We start from the raw sequence: 19,031 nt of genomic DNA on the forward strand, positions 1-19,031 counted from the left end.
GTCCAGAGCCGCGATGCTCACAATTGCGTGTTGGAGCGGCTGGATTACCGCCAGAACTCCGGCACCGTTTCGGCCAAACGCGGCCCGAGCCGAAGCGGCGCGATCTTTTCGGCCAGTCCGCTGGCATCGGAAATCTCGACGCCGACGCCGCAGATCGTCGCCGGGCCGCTTGCCGCTTCCATGCGGCCCTTCGGCATCTTGGAGATGAAGCGGTTGAGTGGCTCCTCCTTGTCCATGCCGAGGGAGGAGTCGTAGTCGCCGCACATGCCGGCATCCGACATATAGGCGGTGCCGCCGTTCAGGATCTGCGCATCGGCGGTCGGCACATGGGTGTGGGTGCCGACGACGAAACTGGCGCGGCCGTCGACGAAATGGCCAAAGCATTGCTTCTCGCTGGTCGCTTCGGCATGGAAATCGAAGACGATTGCATCGGCCTGCTCTTTCAGCGGGCAGGCATCGAGGATCGCTTCCGCCGATTTGAAGGGGTCGTCGAGTTCCGGATGCATGAAGACGCGGCCCATGACATTGGCAACGAGCACCCGCGCACCGTTCCTGGCATAGAAAAGGCCAGAGCCGCGCCCTGGCGTGCCTTGCGGATAATTGGCCGGCCGCAGGAATTGATCGTGCCGCCCGGCAAAGGCAACGGCTTCCTTCTGGTCCCAGACGTGATTGCCGGTCGTCACCACATCGGCACCGGCATTGATCGTTTCGAGAAAGATGTCCTCGGTGATGCCGAAACCGCCGGCGGCATTCTCGCCGTTGACGACGACAAAATCGAGCCTGAGGTCGGAGATCAGGCCGGGGAGGCGGTCCCAGACCGCCGTGCGTCCCGTCTTGCCGACCATGTCACCCAAAAAAAGCAGCCGCATTCCCTATCCAATCCAAGAAGCAAAAAAGCGAAGGCCGCTTTCTGTCAGGATGGCATCCAGGCTTATGTCATGCGGCTCGTCGGGCACATGTGCCACTTCCTGGCAGTCGAATGCAATGCCGATCAGCTTGGGGTGCAGGCCTTTCTCTCTGAGCCGGCTGATGGCGCGGTCGTAGTGGCCGGCGCCGTAGCCGATGCGGTGGCCTCTGACATCGAAAGCCGAAAGCGGCACCAGCATGATCTCGGGATCGAGGACGGCGGCATGCTCGGTTGGGCCGACCGTGCCGAAACCGGTAGCGACAAGCGGTGCGCCTTCCGCCAATTCGCGAAAGACGATGGTCTGCTTGTCGAGGATCGCCGGCACGCAGAGCCGCGCGCCGCGTGCTGCAAAGCGCGACATCAGCGGCCTGAGATCGGCCTCCGACCGGATCGGCAGGAAGCCGGAGATGATGGTGCCCGGCTCGAAGGCGACCGCCTCGCCGGCGTGATCGGCCATTGCAAGGCTTTTGGAGATGCGCTCTTCAGGAGCGATGGCGTCGCGGGCGGCCAGCCGTTCGTTGCGCAGCTGCGCTTTCAGTTCTTTTGCGGTCATTCGATCTGCCGGATTGAGAGGTCTAACCGAGCATAGCCGGCTGGAGACCCGATGCAAATGCCGGCTGCGACAGGGCTGCACACGTTTCACGTCGTATCACCCTGCGGTTACCGATCGTCAGACGAGGATGACTATCGATACTGCGCAGATTCGTGCCGCGGCGACACCGGCAAGGCGGCCGCCAGCCACCGCATCGTTTCCTCGAACAGAGGAGCTCCACCTGGCAGCCAGCCGAGCGCACGGATTTTCGCCGTGTTCATCGGATTGAGGGCAGCCTTGTCGGCGGGGGGCGGCAAAGCGTGGGGACAGCTCGTTTCACGGCGGATAGCCGCGAGAATGTCGTGCGTGTCGACTGTTATGTCGGATATGTTGAAGACTTCGCCCGAGATGCGGGTGCTTTCCGTCTCCAGCATCAGCCGCACCGCGCGGCCGAGGTCGCGACCATGAACCTCCGTCCCGGCGCGAGCAGCGACTGGCCGGCCGGCGAGATAATCGGCGACGAGGCCATCCCATTTGTTCGGTGGGAGATCGCCATAGACACCAGTTGCCCTCAGGCTTACGCCGGCAAAACCCGGCGTCGAGAGATGGCTGAGCGCGCCTTCGGCGTCGAGTTTCACCTGGCCGTAGAGCGTCTCCGGTTTTGGAAGCATCGTTTCGACAAGCTCGGTTCCCGGCGGTTGGTCGCCATAGGCAGCGCGGCTGGACAGGAAGACGCAACGGCGCGTGCCGGCGCGTTTGGCCGCTTCGAAGAGCCGGACGGTGCCGTCGAGGTTCAATCTGTGGAAGCTCTCGGGATCCTCGCCCTCGCCGCCGCGATATTTGCCGGGAACATGGCTGAAGGCGGCGTGCACGAAGAAGTAAGCGTCGTCGAAGACGTCGATCTGATCCTTATCGGGATCGAGGGAGAGTGCTGCGAACTCGACCGGGCGAGAGAAGAAACGCGGCAGCGGCGCCCGGCGCCCGCCGACAATCACCTGATAGCCGGCGGCCAACAGCTCCTCGACGACGTACCGGCCGACGAGACCCGTTCCCCCGGATACCAATACTTTCATGCCGTCCCTTCCGGATTTCCCAGCGCCGTGATCTGAGGCAAGTCGCCATGATCGTGTATATTGTGCCACAGGTCGATCAATGGTTGTAGTTGTTTTGCCTTTGGATGATCCTTTTCCCACGGTTTTTCATACTGATAGTGCACGATCGAAATACTCTTCCAGTCCCAAAGCTCCGGCATAGTGAACCATACATATTGCAGCATGTTGAAATAGACCGGTAGGCCGTGCCATTCCGGGAAGAACGTCTGCAGAAAGGTCTGGTCGGTGCGTCGCCAGAAAGCCTCGGGCCTGTCGAGCCTTTCGAGCATTTTTCCGAATGTGTCATGCGACGGCGTGGCGACGAAGACGCCGGAATTCAAGCGGCGAAAGTCGGCGAGACTTTCATAGACGTTGGGAGCGGCAGAAAATTCCGGATAGAGGAAGAGCCTGTCGACGTTCTTCAGCACCAGGGCGTCGGCATCGACGAAGACGCAGCGCTCATACTTCACCAGCTGCCAGAGCCTGAGCTTGCAGAAATTGTCGAGCGGCGAATGGAACTCCGGCTTGCGGCCTTTAGTGAAGGGGGCTGCAGAATGGAGATGGCCGCGGGCGTGGCGCTCGTTGAAGGCATCGGAAAGCGGCAAGTGCTCGACCTCAACGAGCTGGCAACCGAGCGCGTTCAGCGGAGCGAGGGCGGCCACATCGACGCCGCCGGTGTGCAGGACGACGATATCGGCATTGGTACCGGTTCGGCGAAGCGACTTCGCCAGGGCGGTGGCGCCCATAGCGTAGTCAGCATTGGTGACGAGGGTGACGTAGGCGAAGACGGGCGAGGGGCTCATCGGATTTGACTGCCCCGATAAATCTCGCTTCGGCGAAAGAGAGACGGCAAGGCATTGCTACGCGTCTCTTCTCCCCAGCGGGGAGAAGGTGCCGGCAGGCGGTTGAGGGGGTGAGCGACGACAGGAGCGAATGCTCTGAGCGCGAGCAAAAGGCAATGTATGGCGTGCCGTGGGGCCCCCTCATCAGACCCTGCGGGCCACCGCCCGGGGCCGAGCCGCGGGTCTTGACCCGTCCTTTGGACCCCCGCTGGGGAGATGAGGGAGCAAGCCGCGACCTTTCCTCTTTGGCGAGTCCAAATGAGATGCCGGCCCTTGGTTGAACTGACGTGATGTGGGGGAGTTTTCGGGTCGGCCGATAATCCTCTGGCGTTCGTCATCTCAGCGCTCATGACACAGACTTCAGCCGCTTGCCTTCCGGATCGTGATCGATGGTCGCGGCAATGTCTTTAGTCCAGGCGGAGACGGCCGGCACGCGAGAGCGGTCGACGCGATAGGCGAATTTCTTCGCCACGTCGACGATTTCGCCCAGCAGCCCGGCTTCCAGCGTGGTCGGTTCAAGGCCAAGGTCGAGGAACTTTTCGTTCCGGACGATCAGCTCGTTTTCGGCAGCCTCCTTGCGCGGGTTAGGCAGCCAGGCAATCTTGGCGCCGCTCATTCTGGCGATTATCTCGGCCAGGTCGCGCACCCGGTGGGTTTCCGTCATTTGATTGAAGATCTCGACGCGGGCGCCGCGGGCGGGCGGGTTCTTCAGCGCCAGCTCGATACAGCGCACTGAATCCTGGATGTGGATGAAGGCGCGGGTTTGGCCACCGGTGCCATGCACCGTCAGCGGATAACCGATCGCTGCCTGAATGAGGAAACGGTTCAGCACCGTGCCGTAATCGCCGTCGTAATCGAAACGGTTGATCAGCTGCGCGTGGCGGCGCGTCTGCTCGGTATGCGTGCCCCAGACGATGCCTTGGTGCAGGTCGGTGATCCGCAAGCCGTCGTTCTTAGCGTAGAACTGGAAGAGAAGCTGATCCAGGCACTTGGTCATGTGGTAGATCGAGCCCGGATTGGAGGGGTAGAGAATCTCCTGGCTGACCGTTTCGCCGTCCACGGTTTCAACGCCGACCGGCAGATAGCCTTCGGGGATGGCTGCACCGACTGTCGAATAGCCATAGACGCCCATGGTGCCGAGATGGATGAGGTGGGCGTCGAGATTGAGATCGGTCAGCGCGTTCAGGAGGTTGTGCGTGGCACTGACATTGTTGTTCACCGTGTAGTTCTTGTGGCGGTCGCTCTTCATCGAATAGGGCGCGGCCCGCTGTTCGGCGAAATGGATGATCGCGTCCGGCCGGTGTTCCGAAAGCCATTTCTTCAGAAGTTCGTAATCCCTAGCGAGATCGATCAGATTAAAGTGGATACGGCGTCCGGTTTCTGCGTGCCAGATGCGCGTGCGCTCCTGGATCGAATCCATCGGGGTGAGCGACTGCACGCCGAGTTCGGTGTCTATCCAGCGGCGCGAGAGATTGTCGAGGATATGGATGTCATGACCGGCATCGGAAAGGTGGAGCGAGGTGGGCCAACCAATGAAACCGTCTCCGCCCATAACCGCAATCTTCATCGCATCATCTCCTGATCGGTCGCTATTATCGGGAATAGTTAGGAATTATGACAATCATTCAATGCCTGCCGGCGGCGCATTGAATGCCGGACGGTCCGGCATTCAACGCTTGCCTGCCGCCTAGCGTTGCGCCAAAGAGGGCACCTCACTTTGGAGAAAATTATGACCGAACGCCCTTTTTCCATCTCGGGAGAGCTGACGGAGGCCGGACATCGCCTCGTTCAGCGGGTCTATTATGAAGATACGGATTTCTCCGGCCTCGTCTATCACGCCCGCTACCTGCATTTCCTCGAGCGCGGCCGCACCGATTATCTGCGCTGCCTCGGCGTCGAGCAGCGCGAGCTCGTCAGCGCCGATGAAGAAGGCCTCGTCTTCGTCGTCCACCGCATGGAGATCGACTTCAAGAGCCCCGCGCGCATGGATGACGTGCTGACGATCCTGACGCATACTGAAAAGGCCGGAGGCGCCAAGATGGTGCTCAACCAGCAGATCCGGTCAGGTGAAACCCTGCTGATTGCAGCCAAGGTGATTATCGCCGTCATCAACGCCAGGGGGCGGCCGCGGCGGCTGCCGGAAACGCTGGCGGCAAAGTTCCTGGAAGGCAGCCGGCCGCTGTAGTTCCGAATCGGCCTTGTCAAAACTTGAACTTTATGTGAAGGAATTCCCGCGCCGCAGGATGAGCGCTCTTTCGGCAGCCGGACCATGCTCCGGTCAAGTAATCCATGGAACAAAACCTTCCGAACACAGGCTTTCTGTCATCGTCCGGCACTAACGATCTATTAACCATAATAGTGTCTTACTGGGAAAGTCGGAGTTTGTGCGGTGCACGCCTTCCTTTGACCAAATTTGACGGCAAGAAGGCGGAAGAAGAGCTTGGAAGCTTGACCAGGGCTTTGGGCGGCGGTCCCGGACACTTCTTGCGAGATCATTTTGTGCCGCCCGGTCCAGCGCCGGGCGTTTGGATTCGGGGATTTTGGATCAATGGAACAAGTAGGATTGGCAGCAGCCACGACGGACGTCAGCCTCTGGTCGCTTTTCATGCAGGCCGGCATCGTCGTCAAGCTCGTCATGCTCGGGCTCATCGCGGCCTCGGTCTGGACGTGGGCGATCGTCATCGACAAGTATCTGGCCTATGGCCGCGCAAGGCGCCAGTTCGACAAGTTCGAGCAGGTTTTCTGGTCGGGCCAGTCGCTGGAAGAACTTTATCGTTCGCTGTCCGAACGCAACAACACCGGCCTGGCGTCGATCTTCGTCGCAGCCATGCGCGAATGGAAGAAATCCTTCGAACGCGGCGCTCGCTCGCCGATCGGCCTGCAGATGCGTATCGACCGCGCCATGGACGTGACGCTCGCCCGTGAAACCGAATATCTCGGCGCCCGTTTGGGATCACTCGCCACCATCGGTTCGGCCGGCCCGTTCATCGGCCTCTTCGGCACGGTCGTCGGCATCATGACCTCGTTCCAGGCGATCGCTGGCTCGAAATCGACGAACCTCGCGGTGGTCGCACCCGGTATCGCTGAAGCATTGCTCGCCACCGCGATCGGCCTCGTCGCCGCTATTCCGGCCGTCATCGCCTACAACAAGTTCTCTGCCGATGCCGGCAAGCTCTCGGCGCGCATGGAGGGTTTCGCGGACGAATTCTCCGCCATCCTTTCGCGCCAGATCGACGAGAAGCTGCAGCCCCGCGCTGCCGCGCAGTAACCAACGGAGTATTCTCACATGGGTATGGCTGTTGGAGGCAATGGCGGCGGAGGCGGCGGACGCCGCCGTCGCGGCGGTCGGAACAAGGCCGTGATCTCCGAAATCAACGTGACGCCGCTTGTCGACGTCATGCTCGTGCTTTTGATCATCTTCATGGTCGCAGCACCGATGATGACCGTCGGCGTGCCGATCGACCTGCCGGAAACGCAGGCTAAGGCGCTGAATTCCGAGACGCAGCCGATCACGATCTCGGTCAAGAACTCCGGCGAAGTCTACCTGCAGGAAACTCCGATCCCGGCCGCCGAGATCGCCGCCAAGCTCGAGGCGATCGCTACCACCGGCTACAATGAACGCATCTTCGTGCGCGGCGACGCGACGGCGCCTTATGGTGTCATCGCCGACGTGATGGCTCGCATCCAGGGGGCCGGTTTCAAGAATATCGGCCTCGTGACGCAGCAGAAGAAGGACCAATAGCGTTCAAGATGAAGACTAGCGTCGTCACATCTGCTGTTCTGCATTGCCTGGTGCTCACCTGGGCGATGGTGTCGCTCAGTGCGCCAGAATCCTTCAAGGTTGAGGATTTCGAGGCGATGCCGGTCGATCTCGTGCCGGTGGAATCGATCACCCAGATGCAGCAGGGCGACAAGAAAGCTCCGAAGAAGGAGACGTCCGCGCCCGTGCCGACGACACGGCCGCCGATCGCGCAGCCGGCCGAAAATGCCGGCGACAACAATGTCGACCTGAAGACTCCGCCGGTTCCGAACGCGAAGCCGAGCAATACGGAAGCTGCCGCCGCGAATTCGAGCGAGAAGCCACAGCCGAAGACCGATCCTACTCCCAATGACGTCAAAGAAATCGTCAAGGAAGACACCGAAGTCGAGCAGCCGAAGGAGGTCGCCTCTATTCCGCCGCCGAAGCCTGCCGAAATGACGCCGCCGAAGCCCGAGGAAAAGCCGCCCGAAGAACAGGTCAACCCTGAAGTGCCACCGAAGCCGGAAGCCGAGGCGCTGCCTGATAATGTGCCTACCCCTGTCGCGAAACCTCAGGTGAAGCCACCGGAACCGCAAAAGCCCGCCGAAAAGCCGCCGGAAAAGGCGCAGGATCAGCCGAAGACCGCTGACAAGCCGACCGAGAAGAAGAAGGCGGACCAGAAGCAGGAAACGGCGAAATCGGCTTCGTCGATGAAAAGCGATTTCAATGCGGATGAGATTTCCGCCTTGCTGAACAAAACCGACCCTTCCGCCGGCGGCGCCAAGCGCTCGACGCAGGAGGCATCGCTGGGAGCCAAGAAGAGCAATGGCGGTTCCAAGCTGTCCATGAGCGAGATGGACGCCCTGAAGAGCGCCATCGCCGGCAACTGGACTGTCATTCCCGGCATGGAAGGCATGAGCGACGTTCGCATCAAGGTCCACATGAACCTCGACCAGGATGGCAATATTGTCGGCGAGCCGGAGGTCGAGGCAGTCGGTGGTGATAACGAGTCGACGCGCCGGGCGCTCGCCGGCGGCGCCTATCGCGCCATCATGAAATCGGCACCTTTCTCCTCCCTTCCAAAAGACAAATACGATGCCTGGAGCGAAGTCGTCGTTAACTTCGACCCGAGTGATCTGGGAATTTAAATGCTGAAAGGCTTTTACTCCATGAACAAATGTTCTTTCTTCCGCGCGATCGCCGTCGCTGCCGGTCTCATGACCATTGCTGCGTTCGCGACACCGGCGAATGCGCTGGTCGAGATTAACATCAACAAGGGCAACGTCCAGCCATTGCCGATTGCTGTGACGGACTTCCTGCAGGGCGATATGGGCGCGGAGGTCTCGCAGGTCATCGCTGCCGACCTGCAGCGCTCCGGTCTGTTTGCGCCAATCAACAAGACCGCCTTCATCGAGAAGATTTCCAATCCGGATGCCGCGCCGCGCTTCGAGGATTGGAAGGTCATCAACGCCCAGGCGCTGGTAACCGGCCGTGTCACGCAGGAAGCGGATGGCCGCCTTCGCGCCGAATTCCGTCTCTGGGATACGTTCGCCGGCCAGCAGATGACCGGCCAGCAGTTCTACACGCAGCCGGAGAACTGGCGCCGTGTTGCCCACATCATTGCCGACGCGATCTATAAGCAGATCACCGGCGAAGAGGGATACTTCGACACCCGCGTCGTCTTCGTCTCCGAATCCGGCACCAAGCAGCAGCGCAAGCGCCAGCTGGCGATCATGGACCAGGACGGTTTCAACGTGCGGACGCTGACCGACGGCAGCGATCTTGTGTTGACGCCGCGCTTCTCGCCGAGCCGGCAGGAAGTCACCTACATGTCCTTCGCCAACCAGCAGCCGCGCGTCTACCTGCTGCAGCTCGAAACCGGGCAGCGTGAAGTCGTTGGCAACTTTCCCGGCATGACCTTCTCGCCGCGTTTTTCGCCTGATGGCCAGAAGGTGATCATGAGCCTCCAGCAGGAAGGCAATTCCAACATCTATACGATGGACCTGCGCTCGCGCACGACGACGCGGCTGACCTCGACGGCGGCGATCGACACCTCGCCCTCCTATTCGCCTGACGGTGCCCGCATCAGCTTCGAAAGCGACCGAGGTGGCAAGCCGCAGATCTACGTGATGAACGCCGATGGCTCGGGCCAGACCCGCATTTCCTTCGGTGACGGCTCCTATTCGACGCCGGTCTGGTCGCCGCGCGGCGATCTCATCGCCTTCACCAAACAGTCCGGCGGCAAGTTCTCCATCGGCGTGATGAAGCCAGATGGCTCGGGCGAGCGCATCCTGACGTCCGGCTTCCACAATGAAGGCCCGACCTGGGCGCCGAACGGCCGGGTGCTGATGTTCTTCCGCCAAGCGGCAGGCGCGGGTGGCCCGCAACTCTATTCGATTGATCTGACTGGTTATAACGAGCAGCTTGTGAAGACGCCGAGCTATGCATCCGACCCGGCTTGGTCGCCGCTGCTGGAGTAGCGAGTGCATCACTGCCCTTATGTCGCCTCAAAGTCGTGGAAACCGGGCGACACGGGACAAATCAGTAAACTGTTAACCATAATCTTTGAGGGGCGGTTAACCGAGTGCGGTTACTGTCCGGAAACCCTGATGAACTCGCAAGGAGACCGGCCATGAGCCGAATTCATACCCCGGCAATGAGCCGTATGCAGAATTTCGCCCGCAACCCTGTCATGATCGCGCTTCTGGCCGGTCTCGCGCTTGCAAGCTGCGCGAACAAGAAGAACGGCGGCATGCCGAACAGCGCCGGCGACATGGGTCTCGGCGCAGGCGCCGCGACGCCGGGCTCGACCCAGGACTTCACGGTCAATGTCGGCGACCGCATCTTCTTCGATACCGACTCCACGTCGATCCGCGCCGATGCCGCTCAGACGCTCGACCGTCAGGCACAGTGGCTCGGTCGTTACCCGAACTACCAGATCACCGTTGAAGGCCATGCCGACGAACGCGGCACCCGCGAATACAACCTCGCACTCGGCGCCCGTCGCGCTGCTGCCACCAAGGACTACCTCGCTTCGCGCGGCGTTCCGGCACAGCGCATGAAGACGATCTCCTACGGCAAGGAACGTCCGGTCGCCGTCTGCGACGATATTTCCTGCTGGTCGCAGAACCGCCGCGCGGTCACCGTGCTCGGCGGCGCCGGCATGTAATCTTCGGATATAATTCGTTTTCGCAGAGGCGGTCCCGCAGCGGGCCGCCTTTCTTTTTGACCACACTTTGGCCAGACTCCGTTGCTTTTTGACAGCAATTGGAAAAATCTCCTGTTCGTGCCTCATGGCGCGAAGAATCACTGGGACAGGACGATACATATGAAGAAACTTGTCGTGGCAGGCATGCTGTGCCTGGCGGCTATCACCGGGAGCGAACGGACGGCTTATTCGGCCTCGTTCTTCGGGCTGCATCTCGGCGGCCGATCCGCGGAACAGCAGCCGGCCCCGCCCGTCGTCAAGGTGCAGAGCGGAGACGCGGAAATCCGCGTGCAGCAGCTCGAAGAGCAGATGCGGCAGCTGAATGGCCGAATCGAGGAGATGAGCTTTCAGCTTCTGCAGATGCAGGAGACGATCCGCAAGCAGCAGGAAGACAATGAATTCCGCTTCCAGCAGCTCGAAAAAACCGGTAGCGGTGGCGGCGCCAAGGCTCCGGTCAAAAAGAGCGAGACCGATGCCGCTCCGGGAGTGTCCGGCAGCGACGACGTCGCCAGAGTGATTCAAGCACCGCAGGGGGCCGAAACGGCTCCCTCCACCGATGTGCCTGCCAATACCGGCCTCGGACAGCCGCCGAAGCAGCTCGGCTCGATCGAGTTCGACCAGAACGGCAATGCGATCGGCGGAAGCGTCGATGAAAACGCCACCATCGGATCCGGCCCGGTTCCCACTGCCAACAGCGGCACGCCGCAGCAGACGGCCTCGCTCGGCGGCGAGGCGGATCAGTATAAGTCAGCATACGGCCACGTGCTCTCGGGCGATTACAGCACGGCCGAGCAGGAATTCAATCAGTACATCGCCCGTTACCCGAGCAGCGCACGCGCGGCGGACGCCAATTTCTGGCTCGGCGAAGCGCTCTATTCGCAGGGCAAATATAACGAGGCGGCCAAGACTTTCCTCAACGCACATCAGAAATACGGCAGCTCGGAAAAGGCGCCGGAAATGCTGTTGAAGCTTGGCATGTCGCTTGCTGCCCTCGACAACAAGGAAACCGCCTGCGCGACCCTGCGCGAAGTCTCGAAGCGTTATCCGAAGGCGTCACGCGCCGTCATAAGCAAGGTTGCGAGCGAACAGAAACGCCTCGCCTGCTGAGGTCTTCCGGAATGTCTCCGGACGCCGCATCGCCTCGACAGGCGATCCGCCAGTTTCTCGCATCGCTTCGAAGTCCTGCGCGCATTCTCGTCGCGATCTCTGGCGGCAGCGATTCCACCGGCCTGCTTCTTCTCCTCGATGAAGTCGTGAAGGCCGCGCCCCATCTTGAAATTTCCCTTTGTGCCGCGACCGTCGACCACGCGCTGCGTGCCGGTTCCGCAGACGAGGCGCGAGAGGTCGCAGCCCTCTGTGCAGCCCTCGGCATTCCCCATATGAGCGCCACATGGCAGGGCGAAAAACCGAAAACCGGCATCATGGCCGCGGCACGCGAGGCCCGTTACAGCCTTCTAGCCGAGGCAGCCGAAGCGCTCGGCGCCAACCTCATCGTCACCGGCCATACGCTGGACGACCAGCGCGAAACGCTTGCCATGCGTGGCATGCGAACGGAGCAGGTTTCGACCGGTATTGCCGATGCCGTGCTTTTCGACCGGCGATTCTGGATTTTGCGCCCGCTTCTATTTTCCACTCGGATGGATATCCGCGCTTTCCTGCGGGCGCGGGGCGTGCGGTGGATCGACGATCCGAGCAATGAGGATACGAATTACGAGCGTGTGCGGATGCGCCGGCAACTTTCGGCCCATACATCTGTGGAGAAGGATATACGCGCCGCCTGGGCGGAGCGGCTCACTCTCTCGTCTCGAGCCGCCGAATGGCTGGATCGCCATTTCCAGCTTCACGGCGGCGTGCTTGGGCAGGTGATGCCTGGCGGGTTGCGGCAGGACCCTGCGGTCCTCGACTATACGCTCGGCCGCCTGACGGCGGTATTCGGGGGGCAGCCATTCGCGCCGGGCAGGGTGAAGATGGAACGTATTCTCGCATTCGCCGCCGGCAGCAGCGCGCCGGGACGGATGACCGCCGGCAGAGTGGTGTTCGATCTGAGGCGCGACGGGCTTTATCTGGCGCGCGAGTACCGAGGGATGGTGCCGCTGATATTGCAGTCGGGGGAGACGGGGGTTTGGGATGGCAGGTTCCGTGTTGAAAACCGGTTAGGAACGACCATGAGGGTGGAAGCTCAGGCCGCGCGCTCCTCCCTCCTTCCTGTGCCCGTCACAGGAGTCCAGCCACCGCGCGTCGGCGCGGTGAATGACTCACCGATGCGTAACGAGTCTTCTGCGTCCAAGGGCTTGGGCGCGCTGGATCCCTGTGACGAGCACAGGAATGAGGGAGGGCGCGGCAGGGAGCTTCCCACATCCGCATGGAAACGCGCAATCGCGTCGGCGCCTGCCTTATCCTCAGATGGAGCCTATTTATCTCCAGAATCCGCTTCAATGGTTGAACTGACGCCTTATTTCGCACCCTTCGACCGCTTTTTGACACGATTTGATTTCATCTTTGCCGACAGGCTTTCGGCGGTTTTCGCGATGCCGCCCTATTCGGGGCTGCCTTTAAGAAGTATTGACGGAAAAACCATCTGACTTGGGGGATTGCCTTGGCAATAGCGCGGCGCAACCCTATGTTAGAACCTAATAAGACGGTCGCCATGAGGCGGCTGTTGCAGTGCTGGGGAGTTCAATGAACCCTAACTTACGTAATTTCGCATTGTGGGCGATCATCGCGCTTTTGCTGATCGCCCTTTTCAGCATGTTTCAGACGGCGCCGGCGCAGACGGGCTCCCGTGATATCCCTTATTCGCAGTTTCTGCGTGAGGTTGATGCGGGCCGTGTGAAGGAAGTCGTGGTCACCGGCAACCGGGTCTCCGGAAGCTATGTTGAAAATGGCTCCACCTTCCAGACCTATTCGCCTGTCATCGACGACAGCCTGCTGGATCGCCTGCAGCAGAAGAATGTGCTGGTGTCCGCCCGTCCCGAAACGGATGGTTCTTCGGGTTTTTTGAGCTATCTCGGCACGTTGTTGCCGATGCTTCTCATCCTCGGCGTCTGGCTGTTTTTCATGCGGCAGATGCAGGGCGGCTCGCGCGGCGCGATGGGTTTCGGCAAATCCAAGGCCAAGCTCCTGACGGAAGCGCATGGCCGCGTTACCTTTGAAGACGTCGCCGGCGTCGACGAGGCGAAGCAGGATCTCGAGGAAATCGTCGAATTCCTGCGTGATCCGCAGAAGTTCCAGCGTCTCGGCGGCAAGATCCCGCGCGGTGTGCTGCTGGTCGGCCCTCCTGGCACCGGTAAGACGCTGCTCGCCCGCTCGGTCGCCGGCGAAGCCAACGTGCCCTTCTTCACCATTTCCGGTTCCGACTTCGTCGAGATGTTCGTCGGCGTCGGTGCAAGCCGTGTGCGCGACATGTTCGAGCAGGCGAAGAAGAATGCGCCCTGCATCATCTTCATCGACGAAATCGATGCGGTCGGCCGCCATCGCGGCGCCGGTCTCGGCGGCGGCAATGATGAACGCGAGCAGACGCTGAACCAGTTGCTCGTGGAAATGGACGGCTTCGAGGCGAATGAAGGCGTGATCCTGATCGCTGCCACCAACCGCCCTGACGTTCTCGATCCCGCGCTGCTGCGCCCCGGCCGTTTCGACCGCCAGGTCGTGGTACCGAACCCCGACATCGTCGGCCGTGAGCGCATTCTCAAAGTGCATGCCCGCAACGTTCCGCTGGCGCCGAATGTCGATCTGAAGGTTCTCGCCCGCGGCACGCCCGGTTTCTCCGGCGCCGATCTGATGAACCTCGTCAACGAAGCCGCCCTGATGGCTGCCCGTCGCAACAAGCGCGTCGTCACCATGCAGGAGTTCGAGGACGCCAAGGACAAGATCATGATGGGCGCCGAGCGCCGTTCCTCGGCAATGACCGAAGCGGAAAAGAAGCTCACCGCCTATCACGAGGCCGGACACGCCATCACCGCGCTTAACGTCGCCGTTGCCGACCCGCTGCACAAGGCGACGATCATTCCGCGCGGCCGTGCGCTCGGCATGGTCATGCAGCTTCCCGAGGGCGACCGCTACTCGATGAGCTACAAGTGGATGGTCTCGCGCCTCTGCATCATGATGGGCGGCCGCGTCGCCGAGGAACTCACCTTTGGCAAGGAGAACATCACTTCCGGTGCCTCCTCTGACATCGAGCAGGCTACCAAGCTTGCCCGCGCCATGGTCACGCAGTGGGGCTTCTCCGATCAGCTCGGTCAGGTCGCCTATGGCGAGAACCAGCAGGAAGTCTTCCTCGGTCACTCGGTTTCGCAGTCGAAGAATGTTTCGGAAGCGACCGCGCAGAAGATCGACAATGAAGTGCGCCGCCTGATCGACGAAGCCTACGACCAGGCCCGCACGATCCTAACGGAAAAGCACGATGAGTTCGTCGCGCTTGCCGAAGGGCTGCTTGAGTACGAGACGCTGACCGGCGATGAGATCAAGGCGCTGATCCGGGGCGAGAAGCCGTCCCGCGACCTCGGCGACGATTCGCCGCCGAGCCGCGGATCGGCCGTTCCGAAGGCTGGGGTGCGGCCAGCCACCAAGGGCGATGAGCCCGAAGGCGGCCTTGAACCGCAGCCGCATTGAGCTGCGACACGATCTCGAAAAAGGCCGGATTTCCGCGATGGGAGATCCGGCCTTTTTCATTGGTAACGGGATATAATCATTTTTCTCGCTAATTTACGTGCCGATTGCCACAATTTGTGGCATTCCGCTGAAGAGAAGCAAGCATGAATCACGCTCCTGGACTGACGACAATCCATTGAAGCCGGATTTGCTTGGAATGATGCGCTGCCTTGAATGGCGCGCCAAAGCGCAGGAGTGCAGATGAAAAGACGCTATTTTGGTACGGACGGTATTCGCGGTCAATCCAACGTCTTCCCGATGACGCCGGATCTTGCCATGCGGGTCGGCATCGCCGCCGGCACGATCTTCCGCCGGGGCAACCACCGTCATCGCGTCGTCATCGGTAAGGATACGCGCCTTTCCGGCTATATGCTTGAGAATGCGATGGTGGCAGGCTTTACGGCTGCGGGCCTCGACGCCTTCATTCTCGGCCCGATCCCGACGCCTGCCGTCGCCATGCTGACGCGTTCGCTGCGCTGCGATATCGGCGTAATGATCTCTGCTTCGCACAATCCTTATGAAGATAACGGCATCAAGCTGTTTGGTCCCGACGGTTACAAGCTGTCGGACGACATCGAGGCCGAGATCGAGGACCTGCTCGAAAAGGACCTGAACGCGCAGCTTGCCAAATCCGACGATATCGGCCGGGCCAAGCGCGTCGACGGCGTGCATGACCGTTATATCGAACATGCTAAGCGCACGCTGCCGCGCGACGTGACGCTGCAGGGACTGAGGGTGGCGATCGATTGCGCCAATGGTGCTGCCTACAAGGTGGCGCCCGCCGTGCTCTGGGAACTCGGCGCCGATGTCGTCACCATCGGCAACGAACCGAACGGCACCAATATCAATCTCAATTGCGGTTCCACAAGCCCCGTCGCATTGCAGAAGAAAGTCGACGAGGTTCGCGCCGATATCGGCATCGCGCTCGACGGCGACGCGGACCGCGTCATCATTATCGATGAGAACGGTTCGATCGTCGACGGCGACCAGTTGATGGCCGTCATCGCCGAGAGCTGGGCCGAGAACCAGCAACTGCGCGGTAACGGCATCGTCGCCACTGTCATGTCCAATCTCGGCCTTGAGCGTTTCCTGGACGAACGCGGCATGGCGCTTGCCCGCACGAAGGTCGGCGACCGCTATGTTGTGGAGCATATGCGCCAGCACAATTATAATGTCGGCGGCGAGCAATCGGGCCATATCGTGCTTTCGGATTACGGGACGACGGGCGACGGTCTGGTCGCGGCGCTGCAGATCCTTGCCGCTGTCAAGCGCACCGGCCGTACTGTCAGCGAGGTCTGCCGCCGCTTCGAGCCGGTGCCGCAGCTCCTGCGCAATGTCCGCATCAGCGGTGGCAAGCCGCTGGAGGATATTCAGGTCCAGAAGGCGATCGCCGATGCAGAAGCCGAGCTCGCCAGAAACGGCCGCCTCGTCATCCGGCCTTCCGGCACCGAGCCGCTGATCCGCGTCATGGCCGAGGGCGACGACCGCGCCCAGATCGAGCGTATCGTCAACGAGCTGATCGGCACGATCTCGAATGTCCGGACCGCTGCCTGACCCTGCAAGAACAGACAATCAAAAAGCCGGTGCGCGAGCGCCGGCTTTTTTGTTGCGTACGCGGGTGGCATGTATCTCTGCGCAAATCATTTCACGACGCGGTCGATCTTCTGTTTCATGCGGCCGAGATGCTTGAAATCAAAGTAAACAAGCGTGGTTAAGCAGCTTTTAACGTTTCCAATTCATTATCCATGCAAAGCGTATCAGATTGGCAGCGACGGAGCTTGCCGACGCAACGGGATTTTGGAGTGAAATCCATGAAAAGAAGCTTATCCGGCATCTTCGCCGCATTCTTGATAGCGACAAATGCCTATTCTGCGGATCTCGCCCCTGCCGAGCCCATTCCGGAGCAGCCGCCGGAGGTGACTGTCAGCGAAGCGACCGGGTGGTATCTGCGCGGCGATGTCGGTTATGCTTTCACAGATCTCCGCGGCGCGCGATATTTCCAAGGCAGCAACGCCACGGAGGTCGATTTCGACGACGCCGATCTCGATGACGCATGGACGGTTGGTGGCGGTGTCGGTTACCAGATCAACAGCTATCTGCGCACCGATCTGACTTTCGACTATCTCACCCAGGCGGATTTCAAGGGCTCGACATCTGGGCAGTGCGGCTTCCCGCTGGTGGATTGCACCTCGAGCGACCGCTCTTCGCTGACCGCCTATACGCTACTGGCCAACGCCTATGTTGATCTCGGCACCTACGGCTATGTGACGCCCTATGTCGGCGCCGGTATCGGCGGTTCTTACGTCAAGTGGAAAAACCTGCGCAACGTCGCCTGCGCCGACGACGGCAGCTTCTGCGACGATGAGGTGACCCATGGCGGCAAGGGCAACTGGCGCTTCACCTACGCCCTCATGGCCGGCGCTTCGATCGACGTGACCTGCAACATCAAGGCCGACGTCGGTTACCGCTATCTGCATATCGACGGCGGCAATATGTTCGGCTACGCCGATAATGGCGGCCCGGGCCGCGACAGGGGCCTCAACGCCCATGAAGCCCGCTTGGGCGCCCGCTACCTCTTCGGTGGCTGCGCTCAGCCGGTCGCCTACGAGCCGCCGGCAATCCCGCTGCAGCAGCCGGTCTACAAGTAGGCCGATCAACCATCGCATCAGAAAGCCGCCCTCGCGCCGGGCGGCTTTTTCATTTTTTCGCCACCCTGCCTGCGTCAAAATATCTACAGCTTGCGACACTTCGATCTTGACTATGACGCTTCCGATCCATACACACGGCGGCGGGACACCCTTCCCCAACGAAGGGCTTTCTATCTGAGAGGATAGCATCATGGCGAAGACCGCAAAGCCGGACATCCGTCCGCACAATACCCATTTTTCTTCTGGCCCCTGCTCGAAGCGCCCCGGTTGGTCGCTCGAAGCCCTTTCCGACGCGGCCCTCGGCCGTTCGCACCGCGCGAAGGTCGGCAAGGCCAAGCTCAAGCAGGCCATCGACCTTACCCGTGAAATTCTCGAAGTGCCGGCGGCTTACCGCATCGGCATCGTGCCGGCTTCCGACACCGGCGCCGTCGAAATGGCGCTCTGGTCGCTGCTCGGCGAACGCGGCGTCGACATGCTCGCCTGGGAAAGCTTCGGCGCCGGCTGGGTCACCGATGTGGTCAAACAGCTGAAGCTCAAGGATGTGCGCAAGCTCGAAGCGGGCTACGGCGAGCTTCCCGATCTATCCGCCGTCGATTTCGACCGCGACGTCGTCTTCACCTGGAACGGCACGACCTCGGGCGTGCGCGTGCCGAATGCCGATTTCATTCCTGCCGACCGCAAGGGTCTGACGATCTGCGACGCCACCTCGGCCGCTTTTGCCCAGGAGCTCGATTTCGCCAAGCTCGACGTCGTCACCTTCTCCTGGCAGAAGGTGCTGGGCGGTGAGGGCGCCCATGGCGTCATCATTCTCTCGCCGCGGGCCGTCGAGCGTCTCACCACCTACACGCCCGCCTGGCCGCTGCCGAAGATTTTCCGCATGACCTCGGGCGGCAAGCTGACCGAAGGCATTTTCCAGGGCGAGACGATCAATACGCCTTCGATGCTCTGCGTCGAGGATTATATCGACGCGCTGCTCTGGGCCAAGGAGATCGGCGGTCTCCAGACGCTGATTGCTCGTGCCGATGCCAATGCCAAGGTCATCCACGATTTCGTCGCGGCGAACGACTGGATCGCCAATCTCGCCGTCAAGGCGGAAACGGCCTCCAACACCTCCGTCTGCCTGAAGATTGTCGACAAGGACATCACCGCGCTCGATGACGACAGCCAGGCGAATTTCGCCAAGGGCCTCGTCGGCCTCCTGGAAAAAGAAGGTGTCGCTTATGACATCGGCCATTACCGCGACGCGCCGTCGGGCCTGCGCATCTGGGCCGGCGCCACGATCGAGGCATCCGACATGCAGAAGCTGATGCCTTGGCTTTCCTGGGCTTTCGAAACGCAGAAGGCGCAGCTCGCTCAGGCCGCTGCCTGACGTGATCGCATCCGGCTCCGCCACTGGGCGGAGCCCCTGATTTCA

The 19,031-nt window shown here is 61.1% G+C and carries 17 protein-coding genes; 12 read left to right on the top strand and 5 right to left on the bottom strand.

Annotated features, from left to right (window positions below):
* Positions 1–44: 44 nt before the first annotated feature.
* The 5 genes from FHT70_RS03270 to FHT70_RS03290 form a co-directional block, all read right to left on the bottom strand.
* Positions 45–869 (bottom strand): YmdB family metallophosphoesterase, encoded by an 825-nt coding sequence (locus FHT70_RS03270; protein ID WP_183698866.1) that lies wholly within the window; start codon positions 867–869, stop codon positions 45–47.
* Positions 870–872: 3 nt separating this feature from the next.
* Positions 873–1,460, bottom strand: a complete 588-nt coding sequence (locus FHT70_RS03275) for a 5-formyltetrahydrofolate cyclo-ligase (RefSeq protein WP_085779326.1) — start codon at positions 1,458–1,460, stop codon at positions 873–875.
* Between the two features lie 131 nt (positions 1,461–1,591).
* The gene (locus tag FHT70_RS03280) at positions 1,592–2,512 is read right to left on the bottom strand and encodes an NAD(P)-dependent oxidoreductase (RefSeq protein ID WP_183698868.1); all 921 of its coding nucleotides are present in this window, start codon (positions 2,510–2,512) and stop codon (positions 1,592–1,594) included.
* Positions 2,509–3,333, bottom strand: coding sequence for a glycosyltransferase (locus tag FHT70_RS03285; protein ID WP_183698870.1), 825 nt, complete (start codon positions 3,331–3,333; stop codon positions 2,509–2,511). The genes FHT70_RS03280 and FHT70_RS03285 overlap by 4 nt, the downstream gene beginning before the upstream one ends.
* A gap of 385 nt (positions 3,334–3,718) precedes the next feature.
* Complete coding sequence (locus tag FHT70_RS03290) at positions 3,719–4,939, bottom strand: NAD-dependent epimerase/dehydratase family protein (RefSeq protein WP_183698872.1); 1,221 nt, start codon at positions 4,937–4,939, stop codon at positions 3,719–3,721.
* Between the two features lie 162 nt (positions 4,940–5,101).
* Here FHT70_RS03290 and ybgC point away from each other — a divergent pair, with 162 nt between their 5' ends.
* The 12 genes from ybgC (at position 5,102) to FHT70_RS03350 (ending at position 18,986) form a co-directional block, all read left to right on the top strand.
* Positions 5,102–5,557: a tol-pal system-associated acyl-CoA thioesterase gene (ybgC, locus tag FHT70_RS03295; protein ID WP_183698874.1), complete on the top strand. Its 456-nt coding sequence runs from the start codon at positions 5,102–5,104 to the stop codon at positions 5,555–5,557.
* Between the two features lie 363 nt (positions 5,558–5,920).
* Complete coding sequence (gene tolQ, locus FHT70_RS03300; RefSeq protein ID WP_004671617.1) at positions 5,921–6,640, top strand: protein TolQ; 720 nt, start codon at positions 5,921–5,923, stop codon at positions 6,638–6,640.
* An 18-nt stretch (positions 6,641–6,658) separates the two neighbouring features.
* Entirely contained in the window at positions 6,659–7,114 is a 456-nt protein-coding gene (gene tolR, locus FHT70_RS03305) for a protein TolR (RefSeq protein ID WP_008536277.1), read from the top strand.
* An 8-nt stretch (positions 7,115–7,122) separates the two neighbouring features.
* Positions 7,123–8,259 carry a cell envelope integrity protein TolA gene (locus tag FHT70_RS03310; protein ID WP_183698876.1) on the top strand — a complete coding sequence of 379 codons (1,137 nt, stop codon included), beginning with the start codon at positions 7,123–7,125 and terminating at the stop codon, positions 8,257–8,259.
* 21 nt (positions 8,260–8,280) lie between these two features.
* Positions 8,281–9,591 (top strand): Tol-Pal system beta propeller repeat protein TolB, encoded by a 1,311-nt coding sequence (gene tolB / locus FHT70_RS03315; RefSeq protein WP_183698878.1) that lies wholly within the window; start codon positions 8,281–8,283, stop codon positions 9,589–9,591.
* A gap of 152 nt (positions 9,592–9,743) precedes the next feature.
* On the top strand, positions 9,744–10,280 hold the full coding sequence (gene pal / locus FHT70_RS03320) for a peptidoglycan-associated lipoprotein Pal (protein ID WP_011426686.1): 537 nt from the start codon (positions 9,744–9,746) through the stop codon (positions 10,278–10,280).
* Between the two features lie 159 nt (positions 10,281–10,439).
* Positions 10,440–11,426: a tol-pal system protein YbgF gene (gene ybgF, locus FHT70_RS03325; RefSeq protein ID WP_183698880.1), complete on the top strand. Its 987-nt coding sequence runs from the start codon at positions 10,440–10,442 to the stop codon at positions 11,424–11,426.
* An 11-nt stretch (positions 11,427–11,437) separates the two neighbouring features.
* Positions 11,438–12,901, top strand: a complete 1,464-nt coding sequence (tilS, locus tag FHT70_RS03330) for a tRNA lysidine(34) synthetase TilS (protein WP_183698882.1) — start codon at positions 11,438–11,440, stop codon at positions 12,899–12,901.
* 97 nt (positions 12,902–12,998) lie between these two features.
* Positions 12,999–14,930, top strand: a complete 1,932-nt coding sequence (gene ftsH, locus FHT70_RS03335; protein WP_085779317.1) for an ATP-dependent zinc metalloprotease FtsH — start codon at positions 12,999–13,001, stop codon at positions 14,928–14,930.
* 240 nt (positions 14,931–15,170) lie between these two features.
* Entirely contained in the window at positions 15,171–16,523 is a 1,353-nt protein-coding gene (gene glmM, locus FHT70_RS03340; protein ID WP_183698884.1) for a phosphoglucosamine mutase, read from the top strand.
* Between the two features lie 257 nt (positions 16,524–16,780).
* Positions 16,781–17,617 carry an outer membrane protein gene (locus FHT70_RS03345; RefSeq protein WP_183698886.1) on the top strand — a complete coding sequence of 279 codons (837 nt, stop codon included), beginning with the start codon at positions 16,781–16,783 and terminating at the stop codon, positions 17,615–17,617.
* 190 nt (positions 17,618–17,807) lie between these two features.
* Complete coding sequence (locus FHT70_RS03350; RefSeq protein WP_183698888.1) at positions 17,808–18,986, top strand: phosphoserine transaminase; 1,179 nt, start codon at positions 17,808–17,810, stop codon at positions 18,984–18,986.
* Positions 18,987–19,031: the final 45 nt, after the last annotated feature.

Origin of the sequence: Rhizobium sp. BK049, assembly GCF_014193135.1 — a bacterium.
Lineage (GTDB): Bacteria > Pseudomonadota > Alphaproteobacteria > Rhizobiales > Rhizobiaceae > Rhizobium.

Bases quoted from the DNA above. Each gene is read 5' to 3' on its own strand.
- tilS (WP_183698882.1), top strand. From the start codon at position 11,438: ATGTCTCCGGACGCCGCATCGCCTCGACAGGCGATCCGCCAGTTTCTC.
- FHT70_RS03310 (WP_183698876.1), top strand. From the start codon at position 7,123: ATGAAGACTAGCGTCGTCACATCTGCTGTTCTGCATTGCCTGGTGCTC.
- FHT70_RS03270 (WP_183698866.1), bottom strand. From the start codon at position 869: ATGCGGCTGCTTTTTTTGGGTGACATGGTCGGCAAGACGGGACGCACG.
- glmM (WP_183698884.1), top strand. From the start codon at position 15,171: ATGAAAAGACGCTATTTTGGTACGGACGGTATTCGCGGTCAATCCAAC.
- tolR (WP_008536277.1), top strand. From the start codon at position 6,659: ATGGGTATGGCTGTTGGAGGCAATGGCGGCGGAGGCGGCGGACGCCGC.
- ftsH (WP_085779317.1), top strand. From the start codon at position 12,999: ATGAACCCTAACTTACGTAATTTCGCATTGTGGGCGATCATCGCGCTT.
- tolB (WP_183698878.1), top strand. From the start codon at position 8,281: ATGAACAAATGTTCTTTCTTCCGCGCGATCGCCGTCGCTGCCGGTCTC.
- FHT70_RS03275 (WP_085779326.1), bottom strand. From the start codon at position 1,460: ATGACCGCAAAAGAACTGAAAGCGCAGCTGCGCAACGAACGGCTGGCC.
- pal (WP_011426686.1), top strand. From the start codon at position 9,744: ATGAGCCGAATTCATACCCCGGCAATGAGCCGTATGCAGAATTTCGCC.
- FHT70_RS03350 (WP_183698888.1), top strand. From the start codon at position 17,808: ATGGCGAAGACCGCAAAGCCGGACATCCGTCCGCACAATACCCATTTT.
- FHT70_RS03345 (WP_183698886.1), top strand. From the start codon at position 16,781: ATGAAAAGAAGCTTATCCGGCATCTTCGCCGCATTCTTGATAGCGACA.
- ybgC (WP_183698874.1), top strand. From the start codon at position 5,102: ATGACCGAACGCCCTTTTTCCATCTCGGGAGAGCTGACGGAGGCCGGA.
- FHT70_RS03290 (WP_183698872.1), bottom strand. From the start codon at position 4,939: ATGAAGATTGCGGTTATGGGCGGAGACGGTTTCATTGGTTGGCCCACC.
- FHT70_RS03285 (WP_183698870.1), bottom strand. From the start codon at position 3,333: ATGAGCCCCTCGCCCGTCTTCGCCTACGTCACCCTCGTCACCAATGCT.
- FHT70_RS03280 (WP_183698868.1), bottom strand. From the start codon at position 2,512: ATGAAAGTATTGGTATCCGGGGGAACGGGTCTCGTCGGCCGGTACGTC.
- ybgF (WP_183698880.1), top strand. From the start codon at position 10,440: ATGAAGAAACTTGTCGTGGCAGGCATGCTGTGCCTGGCGGCTATCACC.
- tolQ (WP_004671617.1), top strand. From the start codon at position 5,921: ATGGAACAAGTAGGATTGGCAGCAGCCACGACGGACGTCAGCCTCTGG.